This window comes from Streptomyces parvus (assembly GCF_014648875.1).
In the GTDB taxonomy this organism is placed as follows: Bacteria; Actinomycetota; Actinomycetes; order Streptomycetales; family Streptomycetaceae; genus Streptomyces; species Streptomyces parvus.
Genome location: NZ_BMRY01000018.1, coordinates 1 through 24,571 on the forward strand (window position 1 = coordinate 1; position 24,571 = coordinate 24,571).

16 protein-coding genes and 1 pseudogene are annotated in these 24,571 nt (G+C 70.5%); 11 read left to right on the plus strand and 6 right to left on the minus strand.

What is annotated here, in order from left to right:
* Window positions 1-904 precede the first annotated feature (904 nt).
* Complete coding sequence (locus IE140_RS34130; RefSeq protein ID WP_229827038.1) at window positions 905-4,519, minus strand: amino acid adenylation domain-containing protein; 3,615 nt, start codon at window positions 4,517-4,519, stop codon at window positions 905-907.
* 487 nt (window positions 4,520-5,006) lie between these two features.
* On the opposite strand from IE140_RS34130, the gene IE140_RS34135 reads away from it, so the two are divergent.
* Entirely contained in the window at window positions 5,007-8,009 is a 3,003-nt protein-coding gene (locus tag IE140_RS34135) for a 3-keto-alpha-glucoside-1,2-lyase-like domain-containing protein (RefSeq protein WP_150197667.1), read from the plus strand.
* Between the two features lie 87 nt (window positions 8,010-8,096).
* Window positions 8,097-8,645: an HAD domain-containing protein gene (locus tag IE140_RS34140; protein ID WP_150193827.1), complete on the plus strand. Its 549-nt coding sequence runs from the start codon at window positions 8,097-8,099 to the stop codon at window positions 8,643-8,645.
* 28 nt (window positions 8,646-8,673) lie between these two features.
* On the opposite strand, the gene IE140_RS34145 is transcribed toward IE140_RS34140, so the two are convergent.
* A complete protein-coding gene (locus tag IE140_RS34145) occupies window positions 8,674-9,273 on the minus strand; it encodes a DUF998 domain-containing protein (protein ID WP_189461015.1) in 600 nt (199 codons plus the stop codon).
* Between the two features lie 301 nt (window positions 9,274-9,574).
* A complete protein-coding gene (locus tag IE140_RS34150) occupies window positions 9,575-10,312 on the minus strand; it encodes a TetR/AcrR family transcriptional regulator (protein WP_150193831.1) in 738 nt (245 codons plus the stop codon).
* A gap of 163 nt (window positions 10,313-10,475) precedes the next feature.
* Between IE140_RS34150 and IE140_RS34155 the strand changes: the two genes are divergently transcribed.
* The 3 genes from IE140_RS34155 (at window position 10,476) to IE140_RS34165 (ending at window position 13,398) form a co-directional block, all read left to right on the plus strand.
* On the plus strand, window positions 10,476-11,684 hold the full coding sequence (locus tag IE140_RS34155) for a saccharopine dehydrogenase family protein (protein ID WP_093444572.1): 1,209 nt from the start codon (window positions 10,476-10,478) through the stop codon (window positions 11,682-11,684).
* A gap of 153 nt (window positions 11,685-11,837) precedes the next feature.
* Entirely contained in the window at window positions 11,838-12,245 is a 408-nt protein-coding gene (locus IE140_RS34160; protein ID WP_093444573.1) for a YciI family protein, read from the plus strand.
* Window positions 12,246-12,252: 7 nt separating this feature from the next.
* Entirely contained in the window at window positions 12,253-13,398 is a 1,146-nt protein-coding gene (locus IE140_RS34165; RefSeq protein ID WP_150193833.1) for an RNA polymerase sigma factor, read from the plus strand.
* Window positions 13,399-13,468: 70 nt separating this feature from the next.
* Here the strand turns inward: IE140_RS34165 and IE140_RS34170 are convergent, their stop codons facing one another.
* Window positions 13,469-14,209 (minus strand): class I SAM-dependent methyltransferase, encoded by a 741-nt coding sequence (locus tag IE140_RS34170; RefSeq protein ID WP_093444575.1) that lies wholly within the window; start codon window positions 14,207-14,209, stop codon window positions 13,469-13,471.
* A 358-nt stretch (window positions 14,210-14,567) separates the two neighbouring features.
* On the opposite strand from IE140_RS34170, the gene IE140_RS34175 reads away from it, so the two are divergent.
* Window positions 14,568-16,496, plus strand: a complete 1,929-nt coding sequence (locus IE140_RS34175; RefSeq protein WP_150193835.1) for an HtaA domain-containing protein — start codon at window positions 14,568-14,570, stop codon at window positions 16,494-16,496.
* Between the two features lie 78 nt (window positions 16,497-16,574).
* On the opposite strand, the pseudogene IE140_RS34180 reads toward IE140_RS34175, so the two are convergent.
* Window positions 16,575-17,969 (minus strand): annotated as a pseudogene (locus tag IE140_RS34180) (glycoside hydrolase family 6 protein); the annotation flags it as partial.
* Window positions 17,970-18,370: 401 nt separating this feature from the next.
* On the opposite strand from IE140_RS34180, the gene IE140_RS34185 reads away from it, so the two are divergent.
* Window positions 18,371-19,510, plus strand: coding sequence for a PQQ-dependent sugar dehydrogenase (locus IE140_RS34185; protein WP_150193838.1), 1,140 nt, complete (start codon window positions 18,371-18,373; stop codon window positions 19,508-19,510).
* 53 nt (window positions 19,511-19,563) lie between these two features.
* On the opposite strand, the gene IE140_RS34190 is transcribed toward IE140_RS34185, so the two are convergent.
* Window positions 19,564-20,181, minus strand: coding sequence for a helix-turn-helix domain-containing protein (locus tag IE140_RS34190; protein ID WP_093444650.1), 618 nt, complete (start codon window positions 20,179-20,181; stop codon window positions 19,564-19,566).
* Between the two features lie 90 nt (window positions 20,182-20,271).
* Here IE140_RS34190 and IE140_RS34195 point away from each other — a divergent pair, with 90 nt between their 5' ends.
* From IE140_RS34195 to thpR, 4 genes are all read left to right on the plus strand, one after another.
* Entirely contained in the window at window positions 20,272-21,924 is a 1,653-nt protein-coding gene (locus IE140_RS34195) for an MFS transporter (RefSeq protein ID WP_150193840.1), read from the plus strand.
* Window positions 21,925-22,107: 183 nt separating this feature from the next.
* On the plus strand, window positions 22,108-22,770 hold the full coding sequence (locus IE140_RS34200; protein ID WP_150193842.1) for an HD domain-containing protein: 663 nt from the start codon (window positions 22,108-22,110) through the stop codon (window positions 22,768-22,770).
* The gene (locus tag IE140_RS34205) at window positions 22,767-23,822 is read left to right on the plus strand and encodes a GlxA family transcriptional regulator (protein WP_189461019.1); all 1,056 of its coding nucleotides are present in this window, start codon (window positions 22,767-22,769) and stop codon (window positions 23,820-23,822) included. Before IE140_RS34200 ends, IE140_RS34205 begins: the two co-directional genes overlap by 4 nt.
* A 93-nt stretch (window positions 23,823-23,915) precedes the next feature.
* A complete protein-coding gene (thpR, locus tag IE140_RS34210) occupies window positions 23,916-24,554 on the plus strand; it encodes an RNA 2',3'-cyclic phosphodiesterase (RefSeq protein ID WP_150193844.1) in 639 nt (212 codons plus the stop codon).
* Window positions 24,555-24,571: the final 17 nt, after the last annotated feature.

The following is a 24,571-nucleotide window of genomic DNA, read 5'->3' on the forward strand; positions in this document are numbered from 1 at the left end:
CCTGACCCTCTACCAGGCCCTGGACCTCCTCCAACACCTACTGGCCACCTGGACCGGAACCTGCCCCACCTGCCGACAACCCACCCCATGGCAGCCCTACGACACCACCTAACAAAGCCCTACTAGGCGACGTTCTCCCTACGCACCGCAGGCAGCCCGCCAGTTCCTCAATCACCCCAGCCAGACCGCACCGCCGTGGCACCATTCAGCTGCCAAGCCAAGTGAGCGAACGCCCGGAGCACGTCCGGACGACCAGGCCGGAAAGGGTACAGCCAGCGCGAGCGGGAGTGGACCGCACCACCCGGACTACCCGCCATCCACCGCCGTGTTGAGCCCGCGCGAGGAGGGCTGACTCGAGTGGCACCTCCTGTGGAACTCCACCGAGCCGCAGAGTCCGCGCAAGCAGAATTAGCTCGGAGAGCCAGCTCGAGCAGGAACGAACCGGCTCTCGATGGCCTTGACCTGCGGCTCACTGAGCGGGGCCCGTGTCAGGGTGGCAACCCATTCGCCGATCGGCAAGTTCGCCCAGGCGCACGCGACACCGCGCGTGGCGAGGCAACTTCAGCACCAAACCGCAGGTCAAGGGCATCTTCGTATGGCAAATCTCAGGGGAGCGAACAGGCGATTCCCATGCACCTGCATCAGAAGTTCCCATGGCCATGTCTGAAGCAACCTCATATCGCCCCAGCTCCAGTAGCTAACATGCGCCACCCCAAATGACATGGGAATGAGAATCATCTACGGCAGGGAAGTGAGAGTCAGCAACAGACACATCGAGGCAGACAAGACCACCACGCGCAGCACGACACAGATCCCCCGCACGCCACCTCGGACGACCCTCCCAGACCTCATCAGCACCCCTCTGCGCCCTCTTCCTTGAGAACACCGGCTCCCACCTCATTCCTCACGTGCCGCTCGTCGAGCGCTGCCAGTCACTGAGCCGTCCGATGAGCCAGACGAACGGCTGTGTATGGCCGGTGATCAAGCAGGTGCCCGCGATCACGCTCTCCAGCAGGCTCTCCACGTTGCGTGAGCACAGTGCGGCCGCTGCCTCATCGTCAACCAGGCGAAGCGAGCAGGCAGGCGTCGCGCCGGTGCTGTCGGGTTCTCGGGTGACCCCGTGTCCGGTGATCCGGACGACAAGATCCTTTTCCTGTCCTGGCCGTGCAATCGTGACCGCGAGGTGTGGCGCCGGTGCGGAAAGCTCGGCCAGGACGGATTCCAGATGGGCCGTCAACGCGTCGGCCCAGTGCGCCACGTCGCATCGTGCCGGCTCCTCGCCCCTCCCTTCGCGCAGGTCCTTGTCGTCGTGCGGCGTGGGAGCTGCCGTGGCTTCCGCCTCGGCGTCGATCAGGGCCTTGAGTGTCTCGTCGACGTCCGCCCGGGTGTGGGATGCCGAGCAGATGAACCTCAGGCGGCCTCGCCCGGGTTCGACAATCGGGTAGGTCACGGCAGCGGCGTGGACGCCCCGGCGGAACAGCCCCCGGGCTATCGCACGCAGCTTCTCGCCGTCGGAGAAGAAGGGGGTGATGATAAGCCCGTCCCCCGTGCCGAGTTCGTAGCCGGCATCCGTAAAGCGCTCCCGCATGTAATGCGCGGTTTCCCAGAGCCTGGTCCGCAGCGCGTCGCCCGCAGCGACCTTGCGCAGAGCGGCCAGAGCCGCCGCCACGTCGGCCGGTGAGATGTTCGCCTGGAAGACGTACGACCTCGCCGATGCCCTCAGCAGGGCAATGTGTTCCTCCCGCGCGGCAACCACACCGCCGATGCTCCCGAGGGCCTTGCTCAAGGTCGTGAGGACGAAGTCGACCTGCTCGGTGACGCCTTCCGCGGCGCACAGTCCCGCACCTCGCGCTCCGTAGAGCCCGAACGAGTGGGCCTCGTCCACCAGGACGAGCGCGTCGTACTCCTTCGCAGCCGACACGATCTCCCGCAGGGGCGCCGCACCCTCGCCCATGCTGTACACGCTTTCGAGCACCACCAGCGTCGTACGGTAGGGCGAGGACTCCTCTTTGAGGACCGATCGCAGGTCGGCCGCGTCGTTGTGCCGGAAGGTCCGCACCCTCGCGCCGCTCAGGCGGGCTCCGTCCACCAGGGAGGCGTGGCAGAGCTGGTCCATGACCACGACGTCCTGATCGCCCACGATTCCGGCGACGGCTCCGAGGCTCGCGGTGAACCCGGTGGGGAAGAGGCAGGCGGCCGGCTTGCCCACCATGGAGGCGAACTCCTCCTCGAAGTCCGTGTGGAGGCCGGTCTGACCCGAGCCCGCCGCTGATATCCCCATGCCGGTACCGAACCGGCTCAGCGCACGGCGTGCCTCTTCGATGACCTCCTCGTCGCGGTTGAGTCCGAGGTAGAGGTTCGTGGTCCAGATCAGCGCCTCGTGCTCCTCGCCCGTCACCGGGTCGGCGACGAGGCCCCGCGCGGCGCTCCCGGTACGTACGACCTTTCCGTACGGGTCCAGTCCCGAGCGGGCCAGAAGGCCCCGGAAACGCTGTACGAGTGCGCCTCGGTCGGTCGCCGACCAGGCCGGGACCTTCGCGGCGAAGGCCGGCGGGTGCCCGGACCTGAGCTGGTCCTGGAACACATCGAGCCGATCCGCACCCCCGACGCCCTGCGGGCGCCCGCGCACCTGACCACCCTCGGGCGCGCGGCCCAGTACCACCAGCAGCGCCGCGACAACCTCCTCGGGAGTCATCTGCTCCCTCAGGGCGGACGAAGGCAGGTCGGTGGCCAGCCCCCGCGACAGGCGCACCGTGAGTTCCGCGATGTCCAGCGAGTCGAACCCCAGCGCGGCCAGCGGCTCGTCCGGCCGGACCGCACCGAAACCGCGGGGGCCGAGGAGCAGCGCCGCCTCCTCCATCACCATGGCCAGCAGAACCGGACGCCGCTCCTCGTGCGGCGAGTCCAGCGCACCGGGTCCGGTCCGCTGGGCGGCCGGGCCGTCGGTGCCCGTCCTCCCTCCGGGAGCCTTCTCGTCGCCCTGGTGTGCGGGGGCCGGCAGCCGCCGCCTGTCGATTTTCCCGTTGGGCAGTCTCGGCAGCTCGGCCACCAGCATGACGTGGTGCGGGATCATGTACTTCGGGAGGAGGTCGGCCAGTTGGGAGCGCACGGTTGATGCCGTCACCGATTCCTCCCGGCTCAGTGCGTACGCCGTCAGGAGGCTCTTGCCTTCGCCCGTGGTGGCAACGACTGCGGCCTCGTCCACTCCGGGCACCGAGGCCAGCACGGTCTCGATCTCGTCGAGTTCGATCCGGTGGCCCCGGATCTTGACCTGCCGGTCGACGCGGCCGAGGAACTCGAGCTCTCCTGTTTCCGTCCACCGGCACAGGTCACCGGTGCGGTAGATCCGCTGTTCCGGGACCGGGCCGCCCGGCGCAAGGGCCGGAAAGCTCCGCCGGGTGCGCTCGTCGTCATTCAGGTACCCCCTGGCCAGCTGGTCGCCCGCGAGAGCCAGCTCGCCCGCCGTGCCGGCCGGCACCGGCCGCAAGGACTCGTCCAGCACGTACGCCCGCGTGTGCAGGACCGGCCCGCCGATAGTGATCGGCCCGGTCCCCGTTTCGAGGGCGGTGACGAACACGGTGGCCTCGGTCGGGCCGTAGACGTTCACGACCCGCGGTGCGCAGGGGTCAGCGTGCACCCGCTCCACCAGAGAACGGGACAGGGCCTCACCACCCAGCACCACACAGCGCAACCCACCGGGCAGCGGACCGGCCCCGAGCAGCGCCTTCATCGCGGACGGCACCATGATGGCCGTCCGCACCCGTTGCGCTGCGGGCAACTCTCGTACAGCGAGCACGTTCTCGGCCAGGATCACCGTGCCGCCGAGGACGAGCGTCCCCAGAATCTCCATCACCGAGGGGTCGAAGCAGACCGAGGCCGCCGCGAGAACGCCCGTCAGCTCCTCGTCGTTCAGGAGCCGGCGCATCGATTCGGCCATCGCCACCACGCTGCGGTGCTCCACCGCCACGCCCTTGGGCTTCCCGGTCGACCCCGAGGTGTAGATGACGTAGGCGAGATCACCGGCCGAGCAGGCCGCCGTCAGCACTCCCGGCGGCGCCACCGCGGATGCCGCCGAGGACATCGCCGGGCGGTCCGGCACCGCGTCGAGGCGCACACGATCGGGAGCCGCCGCGCACAGCTCCGCCGTACCGGCATCGACGACCACCGACACCACCCGGGAATCCTCGATCATGTAACGCACCCGATCGGCCGGGTAGGCCGGGTCCATGGGCACATACGCACAGCCTGCCCGCAGCACTCCCAGCAGGGTCGCGACCAGCTCCCACGTCCGGCCCAGACACACACCCACGAGCGCCCCCGGCGCCACACCCCGGGCCGCCAGTGCCTCCGCGATCGTCTCCGCCCGGGCGCACAACCGCTCGTAGTCGATCTCGACCGCCCCGTCCACAACGGCGATCCGGTCCCTCTGACCCGCCACCCGGGCCTCGAACAGCCCCCAGACGGTCTCGTCCGGGGCGCCCGCTCGCTCGCAGACAGCCTCGTGTTCGGCGTGACGCATCTTCTGCTCCCGGCACATAGAGACGGTGATACTCGGTCGAGCATCCTGGGAAAATCCTGAGAGCCCTGAGCTCCTGCCGGGTGATCTGCAGGCTCGGCCAACGAGCCTTCGGGCCTCTCACGCAGCGCGTTCCGGCTTCCGTGTGGTCTGCGGCACACCGGTTGAACCCTACCTGAACGCGTGCGCCGCTGGTCCGGGCCGTCTTCGTTTCTCCTGCCGGTGCTGACGTGTCATCAAATATTTGGCGGATCAGAGGGGTTTGGCAACTTTGCATCAGCACCTGCGAACTTTGAACACTGTGGTGACGAAGTATGGACGCCGCCGGTAGAAGCCTCCTACTGTTCTCGGCGCAGCCACCGGATCCCCAGGCCTCCTTGTCCGGACGAAGCGCTGCGCACCCGTACGAGCCGAACGTTCACCCCCGGGCGCCGGGTGGCCCCACCCACCGCCGCGATGTGCCCCTCGCCGCGAGGGGCCAGGAGGAAGAATGCATCCACGGCCGCTCCACCGTTGCCGCAGACACCTCACCGGTCTGCTGGTCTCCGCGTTTCTCGTCGGCGCGTTCGCCGCCTCGCCGGCCACTGCCGCTCCGGCGCCGAGGCCGCAGGACGAACTTCCGCCGCAGGAACCGGGTGTCACCCTACGGGTCTTCGATGTGCAGGTGCCCCTCGACAAGTTGTGCGACATCAAGACCGGACAGACGCCGAACGTCGACAGGTTGATGCCCGGCATCGACTGGAGTTCGTCGGACGATTTCGGCGTCGACGACCACTTCGTCTCCGAGGTCGTCGCCAACCTGACCGTTCCCGAGGACGGCACGTACGCCTTCCGTCTGATCAGCGACGACGGATCACGGCTGCGGATCAACGACTCCACCGTCATCGACCACGACGGGCTGCACGGTGCGGAGCCCAAGGACGGGTCGGTCGAGCTGACGACTGGTCACCATGCGTTGCGCATCGACCACTTCGACCGCACCGGCGGTCAGCAGGTCACCCTGGAATGGAAGCCGCCCGGCGCCGCTGACTTCGCCGTCGTGCCGGGCTCCGTGCTCAGCACCGATGCCGACGTCGTACGGGTGACAGCACCGGGTCGCAAGGAGTGCGAAGGCGCCCTCGACTCCCCCGGCGACGGGCTGCCGTTGACGGAGGCGCACCCGGACTACGCGCTCACCGATCTGCGCCCGGCGGGCTTCGAGCCGCAGGTCACCGCGATGGACTGGCTGCCCGACGGACGGCTCGCCGTGACCACCTGGGGTGGCACCGACAACACCACCGGCGAGGTCTACCTCCTCGACAACGTCCAGGGCGAGACCGATGCGGGGAAGGTGACCGCCAAGAAGGTCGCCGACGGGCTCAGGGAGCCGATGGGCATCAAGGCCGTCGACGGCAAGTTGTACGTCTCCCAGAAGCACGAACTCACCGAGCTCACCGACGCCGACGGCGACGATGTGACCGATGAGCGGCGGACGGTGGCGACGTGGCCGTACGGCGGGAACTTCCACGAGTTCGCCTTCGGACTGCTGTACCGGGACGGGTACTTCTATCTGAACCTGTCCGTGGCGATCGATCTGGGCGGGGCGACCACCGATCCGCAGCCGGCGCCGAACCGGGGTTCGACCATCAAGGTGAACAAGGAGACCGGTGAGGTCGACTACATCGCCGGTGGTCTGCGTACGCCCAACGGCATCGGCTGGGGTCCCGAGGGCGACATGTTCGTCCTCGACAACCAGGGCGGCTGGCTGCCCTCGTCGAAGCTTCTCCACATCAAGCAGGACCGCTTCTTCAACCACTACACCAACCCTTCGGGCCCCTTCGACGACAATCCGGTCACCAAGCCGGTGCTGTGGCTGCCGCAGAACGAGATAGCCAACTCGCCGAGCACGCCTCTGCAGTTGACCGAGGGGCGGTTCGCCGGGCAGATGCTGTTCGGGGATGTCACGTACGGCGGTATCCAGCGCGCGTACCTGGAGAAGGTCGACGGTGAGTACCAGGGGGCGGTGTTCCGCTTCACGCAGGGTCTGGAGGCCGGTGTCAACCGGATCAGCATGGGCCCGGACGGTGCGATCTACGCCGGTGGTCTCGGCGCGGGTGGCAACTGGGGGCAGGAGGGCAAGCTGACCTACGGGCTCCAGAAGCTCTCCCCCAGCGGTGACAAGGCCTTCGACATCCTGGCCATGCGGGCGAAGCCAGGCGGATTTGAACTGGAGTACACCGAGCCGCTCTCCGAGGAGACCGCGGCGAAGCTCGCCGAGAGTTATCGGGTCGAGCAGTGGACGTACGCCCCGACGCCCGCGTACGGCGGCCCGAAGATCGATGAGGAGGCCCTCGGGGTCAGTGAGGCCGCGCTTTCCGAGGATCGCAAGAAGGTGACGCTGACCATTCCCGGGCTCAAGGCGAACCGGGTCGTCCATATCCGCTCGCCGCGCCCCTTCAGCTCCGCCGCCGGCACGGAACTGTGGAGCACGGAAGCCTGGTACACCCTCAACTCGGTGCCCGGCGACCAGCCCCCCGCCACCCAGTACGAGGCGGAGGAGGCCGCCCTCAGCGGAGGCGCGGGCTTCGACACCGAGCACACGGGGTATTCCGGCGGCGGCTTCGTCGACAACTTCGGCCAGGAAGGGGCAGCGGTCGCCTTCGACGTGGAGGCCGGCAAGGCGGGGACGTACGACGTGGGTCTGCGCTACTCCAACGGGCCGAACCCGGCGCCCGGGACGAAGACGGTGAGCGTCCACGTCAACGGTGAGAAGGTGGGCCAGACCAGGCTGCTCTCCACCACAGACTGGAAGACCTGGTCGACGGGGACCGAGCAGCTGGAGTTGCGCGAGGGGCGCAACACGATCACCTACTCCTACGACAGCGGCGACACGGGGCACGTCAACCTGGACATGATCACCGTCCATCCGAAAGGCGCCCGCGTCCAGCTTTTCGACGGCACTGGTCAGGCGGCCTGGCAGCACCCGGACGGGCGAACGCCCGAGTGGCCGGTGAGCGGCGAGGTGATGGAGGTCGGCGGCGGTGACCTGCGGACCAAGCAGGGTTTCCAGGACTTCCGTGCGCATGTGGAGTTCTGGCTGCCGAACCTTCCGCCGGACGTCACCGGCCAGGACCGTGCCAACAGCGGCGTCTACCTCCAGGAGCGCTACGAGGTACAGATCCTGGACTCCTACGGTGACACCACGCTCGCGGACAACGAGGCAGGGGCGATCTACACGAAGAAGGCGCCGGACGTGAACGCGGCCACGGCTCCGGAGACGTGGCAGACGTACGACATCACCTTCCGCGCCGCCCGTTACGACGCCTCGGGGGCGAAGACGGAGGACGCCCGGGTCACGGTCGTGTGGAACGGCGTCACGGTCCACGACGACGTCGCCGTCGACGGGCCCACCGGCGGCGGAGCAACCGAGGGGCCCACGGCAGGGGCGATCAGGCTCCAGGACCACGGCAGCAAGATCCGCTACCGGAACGTGTGGGTCGAGCCCCTCACCTGAACCCGCCCGCCCGCCCGCCGTAGCGGCGGCCCCATCGGACTCCGGCCTGCGGTCGAGGTTCGGTGGGGCCGCCGCTATCGTGCACGCGTGAATTCCCCGGCCCGGCTTCCGCTGCTGTTCCTCGATGTCGACGGACCGCTCATCCCCTTCGGCGCCTCCAGCCCGTACCCGACCTTCGAGACGGGACCCGAGGACCCGGGCGCCCGTGAGAATCCGCTCCTGGCCAGGATCAATCCCCAGCACGGGCCCCGTCTCACGGCTCTGCCCTGCGAACTCGTCTGGGCGACCACATGGATGGAGGACGCGAACACCTGGGTCGCTCCCCGTATCGGTCTGCCGCCGCTGCCGGTCGTCGGCCTGCCGGGGTCCTCCGTAACCGACGGCGCCGCCGGTTACGAGGAGGAGGAAGAGGACCTGCGGAACGGACTGCACTGGAAGACCCGCACGCTCGTCGCCCGGGCCGCCGGCCGGCCCTTCGTCTGGGTCGACGACGAGATCACCGGCATCGACCGGTCCTGGGTCGCCGTTCACCACCCGGGCCCCGCCCTGCTCCATCGGGTGGAGCCGCGGCGGGGTCTCGGGGACGGCGACTACGCGGTTCTCGACGCCTGGCTGCGGCGCCGGGCGGTCGCATAGCCCCTCCGCCAGCCGCCTGCCGTGGGTTTCACCCCGGAGCCCGGTCGGCGATGCCTCTCCGGCAGGAGAGGACGACGAGGAACGGCCACAACGCCTGGAGGAACGTCACGACGCGCTCCGCGGTGCCCGGGGCCCGTGCGCTCTGGAGCTCCGCCAGGAACCACAAGGCACTCGCGAACATGAGCGCGCTCGCGGCGAGCGACACGTCCAGGCGCAGCCCCCACGGCACCGGACTTCCGCCCCGGACGGCGGCCAGGGGCGGCCACAGCGCCAGGAGCACAACGCCCACCGTGGCCACCGCCCCGTGTTCCAGTGCCCCGCCGCTGCTCGGGGCGGGCACCAGGGTCAGGGCCAGCGCGGACAGCCCGCCGCCGGCCAGGGCCACCCGCCCGGGGAGCGCCGCCTGCCGGAGCGCGTGCGCCGTCGCCACGTAACACGTCCCCAGCACCAGGAGCATCCCCGTCATCAGCCAGTAGCTGGGGGTGCCGTAGGAGGCGAGCACGCTCAGGGTGTCCGTCGCGGGGTCGTACGTCGGGCCCTGTCGCACCTGCGCAATCGTCCAGGAGCCGACCAACAGGATGGGAGCGCATCCGGAGGAGAGCAAGGCCCACCGAGGAGCAGGTCGCATTGGGTCAGCATAAATCCGGGCATCTTGCCCTGCGCTGATCTCCGCCCTCTTCGGGCTGCCGTGCCACCTGCCGGCGGCCGGGCGAATGCCGCGGGCGGTCGGCGGTGGTCGTGTACGTAAGCCTGTGGTGAGGAGGCGGCAGGTGCGCGACACCGCGTGAGGCGCCTCGCCCGGTGCGCTGGAGCGCGTCTGATCCTTCCGGGGCGCGCCGCATCTGCACCGGCGAAGCTGGCCCTCCTCCGGATCGAGTGGATCTCGGCCCCGTGTGCGTCTCCGTATGCATCTCTCCGGGTGATGGCCGTCAGGGTGCGGTGGTCCGGGTCGGGTCGTTGTCGCGTCGCGCGCGCCGGACGCTCGCCTCCGCGCTGTCGAGCAGCATTTCCAGCGCCGCGGGGTACGCGCTGTCGTTCATCCTCGCGACCAGCAGGGGTGCCAGGGCGGCGATGTTCGGGTGGGTTTCCGCCGGCAGTTCGGCGTAGGTGGCGCGCCAGACCTGTTCGTCGGCCGCGCGGGCCGCTTCGGGCAGGGCGAGGCTCGCGGCGTCCAGTGCGGCGAAGGCGAGTGCCTGGTCGACGAACGCCTGGTAGATCCGTACGACGTCCGCGTCGGCCAGTCCGGTCGATCTCAGGATGCCGAGGACGGTCTCGTCGCCGGCGATCTCGTTGGCCCGGCCGCTGACCCGGCTGGCGGTCAGGACGGCGGCCTCCGGGTGGGCGAGGTAGGCGGTGTGGATGCGCAGGCCGATCTCGCGGAGGTCGGTGCGCCACTGTCCGGTGGACCGCCGGCCGTGCATCGCGCGTCCGATCAGTTCGTCGGCGATGGCGAGGGTCAGGTCGTCGATACCGCGGAAGTAGCGGTAGAGGGTGCTCGGGTCGGCTCCGAGGGCGAGGCCCAGGCGGCGCACGGTCAGCCCGTCCCTGCCGTGTTCGTGGAGCATGCACAGTGCGGTTTCGACGATCAGGTGCTGGGTGACGACGACGCCCTGCCGTGTCGGCCGTCTGCGTCGTCGTGCCGCCTCCGGAACCACCTTCTTCGCCATCCGGGCCTCTCCCATGCTCTCGATGCCGGTGCAGTGGTGCCGGCCTGTCGCGCCTCCCACCTTATGCCAACGCCGTTGATGTTACTCAAGTGCGCCCCTTTCATGGACGAATCCAAGGGCACGGCCCGTACGGCCAGGCCCCTCGACGAAAGGCACATCCGCCATGCGCGTACTCCTCGTCGGCGCAGGTGGCGTGGGCACGGCGATCACCAGAATCGCCGCCCGCCGCTCCTTCTTCGACCACATGGTCGTCGCCGACTACGACCTCTCCCGTGCCGAAGCGGCGGTGGCGGCGCTCGGCGGGGACGAGGGCAGGTTCACCGCGTTGCGCGTCGATGCCTCGGACCGGGCGGCGGTCGCCGCGCTGATCGCCGAGCAGCGGTGCGACATCCTCGTGAACGCCACCGACCCCCGGTTCGTCATGCCGTTGTTCGACGCGGCGCTGGCCGCCGGGGTCGACTATCTGGACATGGCCATGTCCTTGTCCTCCCCGCATCCGGAGCGTCCGTACGAGGAGTGCGGGGTCAAGCTCGGCGACGGGCAGTTCGAGCGTGCCGGGGAGTGGGAGGAGGCCGGGCGGCTCGCGCTCGTCGGGGTGGGTGTCGAGCCGGGACTCTCCGATGTCTTCGCCCGGTACGCGGCGGAGGAACTGTTCGACGAGATCGAGGAGATCGGTGTCCGGGACGGTGCGGATCTCACCGTCGAGGGCTATGACTTCGCCCCGTCGTTCTCGATCTGGACCACGATCGAGGAGTGCCTCAACCCGCCGGTGATCTGGGAGAAGGACCGTGGCTGGTTCACGACGGCGCCGTTCAGCGAGCCGGAGGTCTTCGACTTCCCCGAGGGCATCGGTCCGGTGGAGTGCGTCAATGTCGAGCACGAGGAGGTTCTGCTGATCCCGCGCTGGGTGGAGTCCCGGCGCGTGACGTTCAAGTACGGGCTGGGCGAGGAGTTCATCGAGACCCTCAAGACCCTGCACCGGCTCGGCCTCGACCGCACGGACAAGGTGACCGTGCCCGGCGGCGCCGTGTCGCCCCGGGACGTGGTCGCGGCCTGTCTGCCCGACCCGGCCTCCCTCGGCGAGCTGATGCGGGGCAAGACCTGTGCCGGTACCTGGGTGAAGGGTACGAAGGACGGCGTGCCCCGCGAGGTGTACCTCTACCACGTGGTCGACAATCAGTGGTCGATGCGCGAGTACGGCTCCCAGGCCGTGGTCTGGCAGACGGCGATCAATCCGGTGATCGCCCTGGAGCTGGTGGCGGGCGGCGTCTGGAGCGGCACGGGTGTGCTGGGCGCCGAGGCGCTGGACCCGCGCCCGTTCCTCGACCTGCTGGTCGAGTACGGCTCTCCGTGGGGTCTGCGCGAGCAGTGAACGCGGGCCGTCCGGGGAGCCTCCACGGGGCGCGCTCGGGCCGTCGGAAAAAGTCGAGAAGTTTTTGGGCGGCGATGTCGAGAACCCGGATCCGGCTCCGTCCCCGTAGTGAGAGCGGCCAGAATGGGCCGCCCAGCACCGAGGAGTCACATCATGGCCAAGTACCTGCTGCTCAAGCACTACCGCGGCGCCCCTGCGGCGGTCAACGACGTACCGATGGACCGGTGGACGCCCGAGGAGATCTCGGCGCACGTACAGTACATGCAGGACTTCGCGGACCGGCTGGAGAAGTCCGGGGAGTTCGTCGACGGTCAGGCGCTCGCCCCCGAGGGGTCGTGGGTCCGGTACGACGGTGAGGGGCGCCCGCCGGTCACCGACGGGCCGTTCGCCGAGACCAAGGATCTGATCGCCGGCTGGATGATCATCGACGTGGACAGTCACGACCGGGCGGTCGCGCTCGCCGGGGAGCTGTCCGCGGCCCCGGGTGCCGGTGGGAAGCCGATCCACGAGTGGCTGGAGGTGCGCCCGTTCCTGACCGCGCCGCCCACCGTCACGGAGTGACGCGCCGATGGACGAGCTCCTTCCGCGGAGCCTGACCCCGAGTGTGCTCGCCGTCCTCGTCCGCCGCGGAGCAGATTTCGCGGCGGCCGAGGACGCCGTGCAGGACGCCCTGGTCGAGGCGGTCCGCGTATGGCCGCAGGAAGCGCCGCGGGATCCGAAGGGCTGGCTGGTCACCGTGGCGTGGCGGCGGTTCCTCGACGCGACCCGGGCGGATGCCTCCCGGCGGCGGCGCGAGGACCGTCTCGACGAGGAGCCGGCGCCCGGCCCGGCGCCGGCGGTGGACGACACGCTCCAGCTCTACTTCCTGTGCGCCCATCCGTCGCTGACGCCGTCGTCGGCGGTCGCGCTCACGCTGCGCGCGGTCGGCGGGCTCACGACCCGGCAGATCGCCCGGGCGTATCTGGTGCCCGAGGCGACCATGGCGCAGCGGATCAGCCGGGCGAAGCGCACCGTGTCCGGGGTGAGGTTCGATCGGGCGGGCGATGTCTCCACTGTGCTGCGGGTGCTGTATCTGGTTTTCAACGAGGGCTATTCGGGGGATGTTGACCTCGCCGCGGAGGCGATCCGGCTCACGCGGCAGCTCGCGGCCGCGATCGACCACCCGGAGGTGGCGGGGCTGCTCGCCCTGATGCTGCTCCACCATGCCCGGCGGGTCTCCCGGACCGCGCCCGACGGGAGCCTGGTGCCGCTCGCCGAGCAGGACCGTGGCCTGTGGGACACCGGGATGATCGCCGAAGGCGTGGCGATCCTGCAGGCGGCCCTCGCCCGGGACCGGCTGGGCGAGTTCCAGGCCCAGGCCGCCGTCGCGGCGCTCCACGCGGACGCGCCGACCGCCGGGGAGACCGACTGGGTGCAGATCGTCGAGTGGTACGACGAACTGGTGGGTCTGACCGACAGTCCGGTCGTCCGGCTCAACCGGGCGGTGGCCGTCGGCGAGGCCGACGGTCCGCGCGCCGGGCTGGCCGAACTCGCTGAGCTGAGCGACGCGTTGCCCCGTCATACGGCGGTCGCGGCGTACCTGCACGAGCGTGACGGGGATCTGCCGACGGCCGCGCGGCTGTACGCGGAGGCCGCCCACAAGGCCCCCACACTCGCCGAGCGCGACCATCTGACGCGGCAGGCCGCACGGCTCAACGCCGGTCTTCGGCGCTGAGCCGCGGGCGACCGCGTCCGCGGCCCACCGCCGCCGTCTCCGGCGGCGGTGGGCCGGTGCGCCGTACTGTTCACGCGCGGCAGCGCAGCATCTCCAGTGGCGGGTTGGCGTCGTGGTCCGCCCAGAACTCGCTGTCGAACGCGCGCCGGCCGGCCTCGGAGATCTTCAGGGGGACCCAGGTCAGGTCGCTGAATCCGGCCGCCCGCAGGCACTTCTCGTAGACGTCCCGGCGCGGGCAGTTGGCTTCGATCCGGATCGGCGGGTCCAGCAGGGCCGTGACCCGGACACGCGGTCCGGTCCCGCCGGTCTCTCCGGTGGCTTCGCAGAGGAAGCCGTACTTCTTCAGGGACGGCCCGTCGAAGCGGTAGTCGGGGTTCTGGCCGAGGATGAAGAACTCGCCGCCGGGCGCCAGGTTCCGGTGCACGTTGCGGCACATCCGCTCCATGGCCGGGATGTCTTCGGCGTAGTTGAGCAGTTGAACGGCGAGCGCGACATCGAAGGTGCCGCCCAGGAGAGGCAGTTCGGCGATGTCGCCGATCTCGTAGCGCACACCGAGCGGTTCGCGCCGCTCCATCTCCCGTGCCGCCGCGACCATTTCGCCGGAGATGTCGATGCCGAGCACCTCCGCGGCTCCGCGCCGCTTGAACTCCCTGCTGTAGAAGCCCGTGCCGGAGGCCAGGTCGAGGACCGACCTGCCGCGTACGTCCCCGACCAGGGCCAGGAAGCTCGGCACTTCCGCGTAGTGCGTCAGTGGCAGGGCCTTGAATCCCTCGAAGGCCTCGCCGATCTTGTCGTACTGCTGCGTGCTCATCGTGTCCCCGTCCCGGTGTTCTGTCGCGCCCTCGGCTTCGGCAGCCCCGCTTCCAGAGTCCTCGCGCGGCTCCGCCGGTCAGTCTCGCCCGCCCGCCGCGCACCGCCGTACTGGCGGAAGCCACAAGAACGCAGGCCGCCTCCCGGTGACCCGTACGGGCCCGGCGGGCAGGCCCTGGCGGGATTGGCGGGCCGCCACCCTCGTCGTGACATTTAGGTAAGCCTCACCTAATATGCCTCTGTCGTTTTCGGGTCCCCACACGCCAAGAAGCCGGTATCCCCCCTTCTTTCGTTCGCCCCCGGGCCCGGCACCGTTCCGACGCGCGCCGTGTCCCTCCCCCGAAGGAGACATGCAGCGCATGTCCATGCCCCGCCGCGGTCGTCTGGCCGCTCTCGCCGCCCTGACCGTCATTTCCGTGGGCGTCGGCGTCCTCGCCGTTCCCGCATCCGCCGCCCCCGGGGTCCACGCCGCCGCGCGGGCCGATTCCGGCGGTACAACGTCGGCGGCCGCCCCGATCCTGGTGAGCGGCCGGTCCTCCTGGGGCTTCAAGGAGTCCTGGGTCCGTTACGTTGCGATGTTCGGCGGCTCGGTGACCGCGGGCGGCGGCGCGACCGCGGACGCCGCCGGGAAGGTCGAATACCCCGTCAGGCACGGCTCGGTCGACCCGGCGGGGCGCTCCGCCGATGTGCGCTTCGGCGGCTCGGTGACCTACGCGGTGCCCAGCCACGGGATCACCGCGATCACCCTCGCCAACCCGCGTGTCGTCCTCAAGAACGGCCAGGGGACGCTCCACATGGACGTGACGACCGATCTCGTCGCCGGTGAGGACCCGGTCACCACGGCGGGGGTGCCGCTCGCCTCGCTGACGGCGTCCGCCGGCGCCCTCGACGGAGGCGCCCTCGACTGGACGGGCATCACGGCCTCGCTCACCGGCGAGGGCGCGGCGATCTTCGCCTTCCAGGGGCAGCCCATGTACCCGGCCGGTACGGCGCTGGACCTCCTCGCCATCAGCGGCGGTGTCAGCGTCCCCACGCTGACGGTCAGCCAGGTCACCGGGCTGGGCGCGGAGACAGAGGTCACCGTCAGCGGCAAGGGCTACCAGCCCGGGCGCGGGGTGTACCTGGCGCAGTCCGTCGCCATGCCCGGCACGACGTACCCCAGCGTCTTCGGCAACGCGGTGTACGTCCGCCAGGTCGGCACCGACGGGACCTTCAGCGTCACGGCGAAGCTCACCGAGACGTTCACCCCCTCCGGGGCCCCCGCCGTCGACTGCCGGACCACCGCCTGCTTCGTCACGAGCTTCAACTCGCACGACAGCGCCGACCCGACCTGGATGCCGTCCCGCGCCCAGGACGTGGCCCAGCCGCTGACGTTCGGCGTGGAGGTCCCCGCCGCCACCGTCACCCGGCAGCCCGTCGACCGTAAGGTGCGCTCGGGCGCCACCGCCGTCTTCACGGCCGGCGCGGACGCATACGACTCGGTGCGCTGGGAGCGCAGCGCCGACAAGGGCGCGACCTGGAGCACCGTGCCCGGGGCGTCCTCCCCCACTCTGTCGGTGAAGGCGAGCGCCGCGCTCAACGCCCACCGCTACCGCGCGGTCTTCGTCAACCCGGCCGGTGAGACCGCGACGTCGGCCGCGACGCTCACGGTGTCCGCCGTGCCCGCCCGGATCGTCTCCTTCAACGCCTCCCCCGAGCCGGTCGGCAAGGGCAGCAAGCTGAAGGTCATCGGCACGCTCCAGACCGCCGGCGCCACGGACGACGTCTGGCGTCCGCTGGCCAGGGCGTCCGTGGTGGTCGAGTTCCGGGCGAAGGGCGCCAAGACCTGGAGCCGGGCGGCGTCGGTCACCACGGACAAGAAGGGTGTGGCCACTGCTTCGGTCACCGCCGTCAAGGACGGTACCTGGCGAGCCCGTTACGCGGGGACCGCCGACCGGGCCTCGGCCGTGAGCTCCTCGGACAACGTGGACGTCAAGCTGCGCACCGCGGTGTCCGGCTTCAACGCCTCTCCGGAGCCGGTGCGCAAGGGCCGTACGATCACGGTCAAGGGCACCCTGCGCAGCCTGGACGGCACCTGGGAGAACACGTCCGGCCAGTCGGTCAGCATCCTGTTCAAGGCCGACGGTTCGAGCAAGTGGAGCAAGCTGGCGACCGTGAAGACCAACAGCAAGGGCGTCTTCTCGAAGGGATTCACCGCGAAGAAGGACGGCACGTGGAAGGCGCAGTTCACGGCCACCTCGTCCCGTCTGGGCACGACCAGTTCCGGTGACCGCGTCGACGTGCGCTGAACCGAGCGCGGGCCGTGGCCGACGGGAACGGTTCCCGTCGGCCACGGCCCGTGGGTGTCCTCAGCTCGTGGTGCCGCTGCCTCCGTCGAGCGGCGGGTGGGCGTTGCGGAGCAGTTCCTGGAACTGTCCGGAGAACCAGTGCCCGGCCACCGGGGAGTCGGGCAGGGCGCCGGTGAGGTTGTAGCCGTTGCGGCCGTTGCCGGTGTACGTCGGGTCACACATCCGGTCGAAGCCCTTGCCCTCGTCGTTGTCGATGGGTTCGCTGCTGCCGTCGGACTCGCCCGGGGGCTTGGCCCAGACGTAGGCGTCGATCCCGGGCTCGGGTGCGGTCGTGGGGCGCTCGCCGATGCCCGCGCCGCTCTGGTTGCACCAGTTGCCGGCGTGGATGCGCCGGTCGGTCCGGCCGCCGTCGACGTAGGCGTCGGCGCTGGTCTGCGGGCCGGGGCCGGTGGGCCGGGCGGAGCCGCCCCAGCCGTTGCGGGCGGTGTCGATGAGCATGCCGAGGTCGGAGGCGAAGCCCTGGCGGATCAGTTCGGTGCGCAGAGCCTGGGCGAACGAGAGCTCGTCGACGTAGTGGTTCCAGTCGATCCAGCGCGACTGGCGCACCGTGGTGCCGTTCACGGAGTCGGTCACCGCGAAGTGGGGTTCTTCGAGCGCGGAGTAGTTGGCGGTGTTCACGATGAAGCCGTGCACGTCGGCGACGGTGGCGCCTTCCGTCGTCGCGGCCTTCTTGAACTGCTGTGCGGCGGGGATGAAGTTGGAGTCCCAGCCGAGCCAGCCGTGGTGGGCCGCGTCGACGTAGTTGTAGACGTTGGGGATGGCCCCGAGCGTGTGCAGGGCGTACCCGATGCCCTTCTCATAGTTGCCGTTGGCCTTCATCGTGGCGCACTCGGGCGTCGAACCGGCCGTGCCTCCGGCGTTGGTGACGAGGTTGGGCAGGGAGTCCGGTTCGATGAGCGTGACGATGCGCAGGGAGGCGTAGGCGGGGTCGTCGAGGATGTCGGCGATGGGGTCGATGTAGTCGCTCTTGTAGCGGTCGAGTTCGGTGGGGCCGAGTTCGCCGTTGGAGGCGAGTGCGGCGCAGTCCCGGCCGGGCAGGTTGTAGATGACGACCTGGAAGAGGTCGGCTCCCTGGCTCACGGCCGTGTCGAGGTGCGCTCGTAAGCCTCGTGCGCCGGGGGTGCCGCCGATCGCGGCGATGCGGTCCATCCAGACGAACGACGGCTCGTCCGCGATGGCAGCCCCGCCGGGTTCCGCGGCGGCTTTGGCGGACCAGTCGGGGTTCACGTACGCGGTGGCGCCGGCATAGGGGTTGTCGACGCGGGCCGCGGCCGACGCCTGTCCGGGGACGGCGACGGCGAGCGATGCGCCCATGATCAGGGCGGACAGCGCGGCGGCGGTCCTTCGGCGGGACGCCTGCGGGATGGTGGTGTGCTGAGGTGCGTGCGGGGTGGTGGTGCCTTTGCTTCTCATTGCGGCTCCGTGCTCCTCTCGTACGTCCGTCGCGGGTGTCGACGGACGGTTCGGGGGTCCGTGACGCTCAGGAGGTGAGGGGTTCGGGTGGGGGAAACGCTGCGTGGGAGCGCTCCCAAAGTGGCGCGACATTCGATGACTGTCAAGCCGTGCGACTTGATTAGCTTGTGCGGTAGGGCAGTTGGCGTGATTGGAGCGCTCCCACGCACGGGGCGGTCAGCAGTTCATGGCCGAAGATGCCGTGACGATGGTCTAGTCCAAGCCGCGCCCGTCCCTCTATCCTCGCCCGTAGCCGGTGACACACCATCCCCCACCCAGGTTGCCTGCCGGTGCGTACCCCCACTCATCTCCGTACGAGCAGCCGGGTGACTCCCCCCATTCGCCGCCTCCAGGAGGCCACGGTGAAATTTCGCACCAGAAGCTCGGCGATCATCGGAACACTCTGCCTCGTCACTTCCCTGGCGCTGGCCACGGCGTCGGCGAACGAGCCCGCCGACGCCCCCGTCTCGCAGGTGAGCGCCTCCCTGACCGAAGTGGCCAGGGCCCAAGCGCCGTCAGCCGGGGCGGCCGGGCCGGACGACACGGTATGGATCGCCGAACGCGCGGGCACCGTAAGGATTTTGGACGATTCGGGGCTCGGGGAGCCCGTCCTCGACATCTCCGACGAGACCACCACCGACGGCGAACGCGGCCTGCTGGGCATCGCGTTCGACGAAACGTTCGCGCACTTCTACATCTCGTACACCGACCTCGAAGGCACCAGCACGATCGACGAGTTCGCGGTGGAGGGCGGCCAACTCCAGCCGGAGACACGGCGAACGGTCCTCACCCAGGCACAGCCGTACGCGAACCACAACGGCGGGGACATCAAGTTCGGCCCCGACGGCTACCTGTACATCGCCTTCGGTGACGGCGGTTCGGGCGGCGACCCGCACGGCAACGGGCAGAAGCTCGACACCCTGCTCGGCAAGCTGCTGCGGATCGACCCGAGCGGCGGCGAACCGTACGCCATCCCGGCGGACAACCCGTTCGTGGACGACGCGAACGCGAAGGACGAGATCTGGGCGTACGGGCTGCGCAATCCGTGGCGGTTCTCCTTCGACGCGGGCACGGGTGACCTGCTGATCGGCGATGTCGGCCAGAGCGACTGGGAGGAGATCGACTGGGCCCCGGCGGACAGCGAGGGCGGCGAGAACTACGGCTGGGCCTCCATGGAGGGTACGCATCCCTTCCGGGGCGGCACGGAGCCCGCGAACCATGTCCCGCCGGTGTACGAGTACGACCGGACGGGCCTCGGCTGCTCGGTGACCGGCGGATTCGTCTACCGCGGGGACGCGCTCCCCGGCCTCCGGGGAAGCTATGTGTTCAGCGACTACTGCGACGGCACCCTGCGGACGCTCCAGCTGGAGAACGGCGAGGTGACCGGCGTGGGTGACCTCGGCGTCAGCGGCGGCGAGGTCATCTCGTTCGCGGAGGGCGGTGACGGCGAGCTGTACGTGCTCGGCAGCAACGGCGTCGTCTCCCGCGTCGATCCCGCGTGAGCGGCTGACCCGCGCGGGATGTCGACCGCGTGGGCCGGGGCGGGCCCCGCCGATCACGGTGATCGGCGGGGCCCGTTCTTCTCCGTGCCTTCTACGCGCTTCTCCGTGCCTTCTCCGCGCTGGTGGCCGCGTCGGGCGTCCCGGTCGAAGATGCCCAGCAGCTCGCACGGACCGCCCTCGGCGCCGATCGCGTGCGGGAGCATCGTGGGGAACTCCGCCGCCTGGTTCGTCTCGATCCGCAGGCGCCGGTTGCCCAGGAGCAGGATCGCGGTGCCGGACAGGACGACGAGCCATTCCCGGCCCGGATGCGCGCGCAGGCGCGCGGGGTTGTCGGGCGGCGGCTCGGTCATGCGCTGGCGGATGACCGTCATGCCGGGCTCCGCCTTGATGGGCCACCGCATCTGGCCGTGGGCTCCGTCGATCATCGGGCTGGAGATGATGTCGTCGGACGCGGTCTCGACCAGCTGGTCGAGCGAGGTGTCCAGGGCGCGGGCCAGCGTGACGAGCTGGTCCAGGGCCAGTCGGCGGCGGCCGTTCTCGATGCGGCTGAGCGTGGACTGGCTGACCTTCGCCCGGGCGGCCAGCTCTTCCAGGGACCAGCCCTGGGCCACGCGCAGGGCGCGGATCCGTTTGCGTACCAGGCTGTCCAGCTCACCATCTTCTTGCGTCATGGGCATGAGCGTATGCCATTGAGGCAAGGCGCGCTTAGCGTCGTCCGTGGTCGGCCCCGGAAGAGGGGGGCTCGCGCGGAAGAGGAATCCATGAGTACGAACCAGCACGGTCCGGTGGGCGTCGATCCGGACGATGTCCCGGGCGAGTCCGGTGAGGGCGTGCCCGACGCGCGGCAGCGGCGCACCATCCTGATCACCGTGTGCGTCGCGCTGATGGCCGTGATCGCCTCGGTCTCGGGGCTCAATGTCGCCCAGCCCGACCTCGCCGTCGCCTTCGACGCCTCGCAGAGCACGATTCTGTGGATCATCAACATCTACACCCTCGGTCTGGCAGCCCTGCTGCTGCCGCTCGGTGCGGTCGGCGACCGGCTGGGCCGCAAGCCCGTGCTGGTGGCCGGTCTCGTGGTCTTCGGTCTGGCCAGTGCGGCGGCGGGGCTCGCGCCGTCGGCGGAGGTCATGCTCGTCGCCCGGCTGTTCAGCGGGGTGGGCGCGGCCATGATCATGCCGATCACCCTGGCCGTGATCACCTCGACCTTCCCCGAGGAGGAGCGGGGCCGGGCGATCGGGGTGTGGACCGGGGTCGCGGGAGGCGGCGGCGTTCTGGGTATGTTCCTCTCCGCCGCGCTCGTCGACGTGGCGAGCTGGCGGTGGCTGTTCGTCCTGCCGCTGGTCCTCGGTGCCGTCGCTCTGGTCATGACGCTGCGGTCCGTTCCCGACTCCCGCGAGAGGTCCGGGCACGGGTTCGACGTCGGTGGCGCGCTGGCCTCGGTCGTGGCGGTGGTCGGGCTCATCTTCGTCCTGCAGGAAGCACCGGAGCGCGGCTGGACCGCTCCGGTGACGCTGCTCGCCCTTCTTGTCGGGGTGATCGCCGCCGCCGGTTTCGTGGCCTGGGAGCTGCGCCGCGGGGAGGGGGCGCTCCTGGACGTCCGGCTGTTCGGCGAGCGCGCACTGGCCGGGGGCTCGATCACCCTGCTGGTGGTCTTCGGGGTGCAGGCGGGCATCTTCGTGGTCCTCTTCCCGTTCCTCCAGGCTGTTCTCGGCTGGTCCGGGCTGCTGTCCACGCTGGCTCTCATGCCCATGGCCGTCCTGATGATGGCGGCCTCGGGTCTCGCGCCGCAGCTCGCCGGGCGCATCGGCGCTCGCGCGACCATGGCCACGGGGATCCTGCTGGCGGGCGCGGGGCTCGCGCTCATGGCCGGGATCGTCTCGGTCGACGGCGGCTATCTGTCCGTCCTTCCCGGCATGCTGGCGATGGGGCTCGGCATGGGCCTGGCGATGACACCCTCCACCGAAGCCATCACCGGTGCGCTGCCGCGCGAGCGGCAGGGGGTCGCGTCCGCGCTGAACGACGTGACCCGGGAGTTCGGCACCGCTCTCGGTGTCGCCCTCCTCGGCGCGCTGCTGTCCGCCGGCTATCGCGGTGCCATCGACGACCGGCTCGCCGGGGTCCCCGAGGGCCCGGCCGACATCGCGCGCGGAGGGGTCGCCAACGCCGTCGAGGCGGCGAACGGCGCGGGCCCCTACGCCCAGGAGCTGATCCGCGCCGGGCGGGAGTCGTTCGTCGACGGCTGGCAGAACGCCATGTGGGCGGGGACCGTCGTGATGGCCGCCCTGTTCCTCTACGTCCTGGTCCGGGGGCCGCGGCGTCCCGCCCGTACGGTGGCGAGCGCCGAGCGGCCTGCCGGCCCGGATGCCGCGGAACTCGTGGCCTCCACCGAACGGGGCGACGCGACTACGGCCTGAGCCGTCCCGGGCCTGGTCCTGGTCCTGGTCCTGCTCCTGGCCCTGGTCCTGTCTTGCAGGCCGTGTCCTGATCTGTGGGATATCCGACCCGTGAGACATGGCGCGCCCCGGGCCGGAAGCTCAGGCTGGGGTGAGCGGGTCGGGTCCCCCGGCCGCGCGGAACAGGAAGGGAGTCGAGAACTCATGACCACCGAGACGTCGACCGACCATGTGTCACTCACGGCCCGGGTCCGAGTGCCGGACACCACGCTCGCCCGGGAGGCGGCCGAGCTGGTGCGGGACACCACGAGTGAGCTGATCTACCACCACTCGTGCCGGGTCTTCTGGTTCGGAGCCCTTCAGGGGCGGCGCCGCGACCTGAGCTTCGACCCCGAACTCCTCTATGTGGGGGCGCTGTTCCACGACCTCGGCCTCGGCGAGTCGTTCCGGTCCAGCGGCCGGCGCTTCGAGGTGGACAGCGCGGACGAGGCACGCCGCTTCCTCCAGGCCCGCGGGGTTCCGGAGGACAGTGTGCGGCGGGTCTGGACCGCCATCGCCCTGCACACGACGCCGGGTATCCCGTCGTTCATGGAGCCCGAGGTGGCCCTGGTGACCGCCGGGGTGGAGTACGACGTGCTGGGCATCGGTTACGAGGATCTCTCCCCCGCCGACCGGGCCGCGATCGTCGCACTCCATCCCCGGCCGGACTTCAAACGGCGCATCCTCGGGGCGTTCACCGACGGTGTCCGCCCGAAACCGGAGACGACGTTCGGCAACGTCAAGGCCGATGTCCTGGAGCACTACGTCCCCGGCTTCGAACGCGGCGACTTCGTCCGCACCATTCTCGACTCGCCCTGGCCCGAGTGAGCGGCGCCGCCCGCCCCCACCTGGTAGCCGTCGTGGCGTTCGACGGGGTTCAGCTCCTCGACGTCACCGGCCCGGCGGAGGTGTTCACCACGGCCAACGGTCACGGGGGCCACTACGACGTCCGGATCGTCTCGGTGACCGGGCAGGACGTCCGGACCTCCGGCGGGATCAGGCTGGGGGTCGACGGCACTCTCGGCGGTCTCCCGGGGCGGCTCGGGACGCTGCTGGTGCCGGGCCGCCGGGACTGGCAGCGGGCGGTGGACGACGACGCGCTGACGTCCGGGGTACGGGATCTCGCCGGGCGGTCCCGCCGGGTGGCGTCCGTGTGCGCGGGTGCGTTCGTGCTGGCCGAGGCGGGTCTCCTGAACGGTCGCAGAGCGGCGACGCACTGGCGGCTGGCCGGTGAACTGGCCACCGCCTACACCGCGGTGACGGTCGAGTCCGATCCGCTCTTCGTACGCGACGGACACGTGATCACCTCGGCGGGTATCACCGCGGGCATGGACCTGGCGCTGGCCCTGGTGGAGGAGGACCACGGCGCCGGTCCGGCCCGTGACACCGCGCGGGAGCTGGTGGTGTTCATGGCCAGACCGGGCGGCCAGTCCCAGTTCAGCGCCCGGCTGCGGCCGCGCGAGGCCGAGCATCCCGCCGTACGGGCGGCCATGGACGCGGTGAGCGCCGATCCGGGCGGTGCCCACACCCCGGCCACGCTCGCCCGGCTCGGCAAGGTCTCGGTCCGGCATCTGAGCCGGCTGTTCCGCGGCGAGACCGGGCTCTCCCCCGCCCAGTACATCGAGTCCGTACGACTGGAGGCCGCCCAGGCACTCCTGACCTCGGGCACCGGTCCCATCGAGGCGGTGGCCGACGAGGCGGGGTTCGGATCGGCCGAGACGATGCGCCGGGCGTTCCAGCAGACGCTGGGCCTCTCCCCCACCCACTACCGTGCCCGGTTCCGCACGACAACAACGACGGCGACGACGGCGACGGCGACGGCGACGGCGACGGACGCGTTCGAGCTGGGCGACGAAGGGCGCACGGACCACCTCGGCTGACCGGCGCGCGGGGGCGCTCGCACGGCGGGCGCCGGGGCCCGTCGTCGGCCCCGCGTCGCGGCGGGGGTGTGGGCGGCACGTACGGTACGGCAGGTGAACGAACCGCTCGAAGCCGTGACCGGCCCCCCTGCGGACGGCCGTGTCCGGGACCTGACGACTCGCGTGTTCCTGGCGCTCGCCCCGCCCGACGACGCGAAGGAGGAGCTGGCGCAGGTGCTGCGTCCGGCCTACGCCGCCTACCCCCGCATGCGGTGGAACCGCATCGAGGACTGGCACATCACGCTGGCGTTCCTCGGGGAACTTCCGGTCGCCACCGTCCCGCCCCTGATGCCCCCGCTCGCCGGGCTCGCGGCCCGGCAACGGCCGTTGCGGCTGGCGCTGCACGGCGGCGGGCACTTCGACGAGCGGGTGTTGTGGGCCGGGGTCACGGGGGACCTCGAAGGGCTGCACCGTCTCGCCGTCGACGTACGCACCCTCGTCAGGGAGTGCGGCGTCTCCTTCCCCGACCGGCCGCTCCGGCCGCATCTGACGCTGGCCCGGTCCCGCCGGGGCGACCACGCGAACACGGTCGAGGCCGCGGACTCGCTCGCCGGGTTCACCGGCCGGGGCTGGGAGGCGGGGCGTCTCCACCTGGTCGGGAGCAACATCGGCCGCGGCCCTGGGCCGATCCACTACCGCGACATCGAGGCCTGGGACTTCCGTCGGGGGACTGGCGGGGCTGCCGGAGGCTGAGGCCTGTCCGCCAAGCG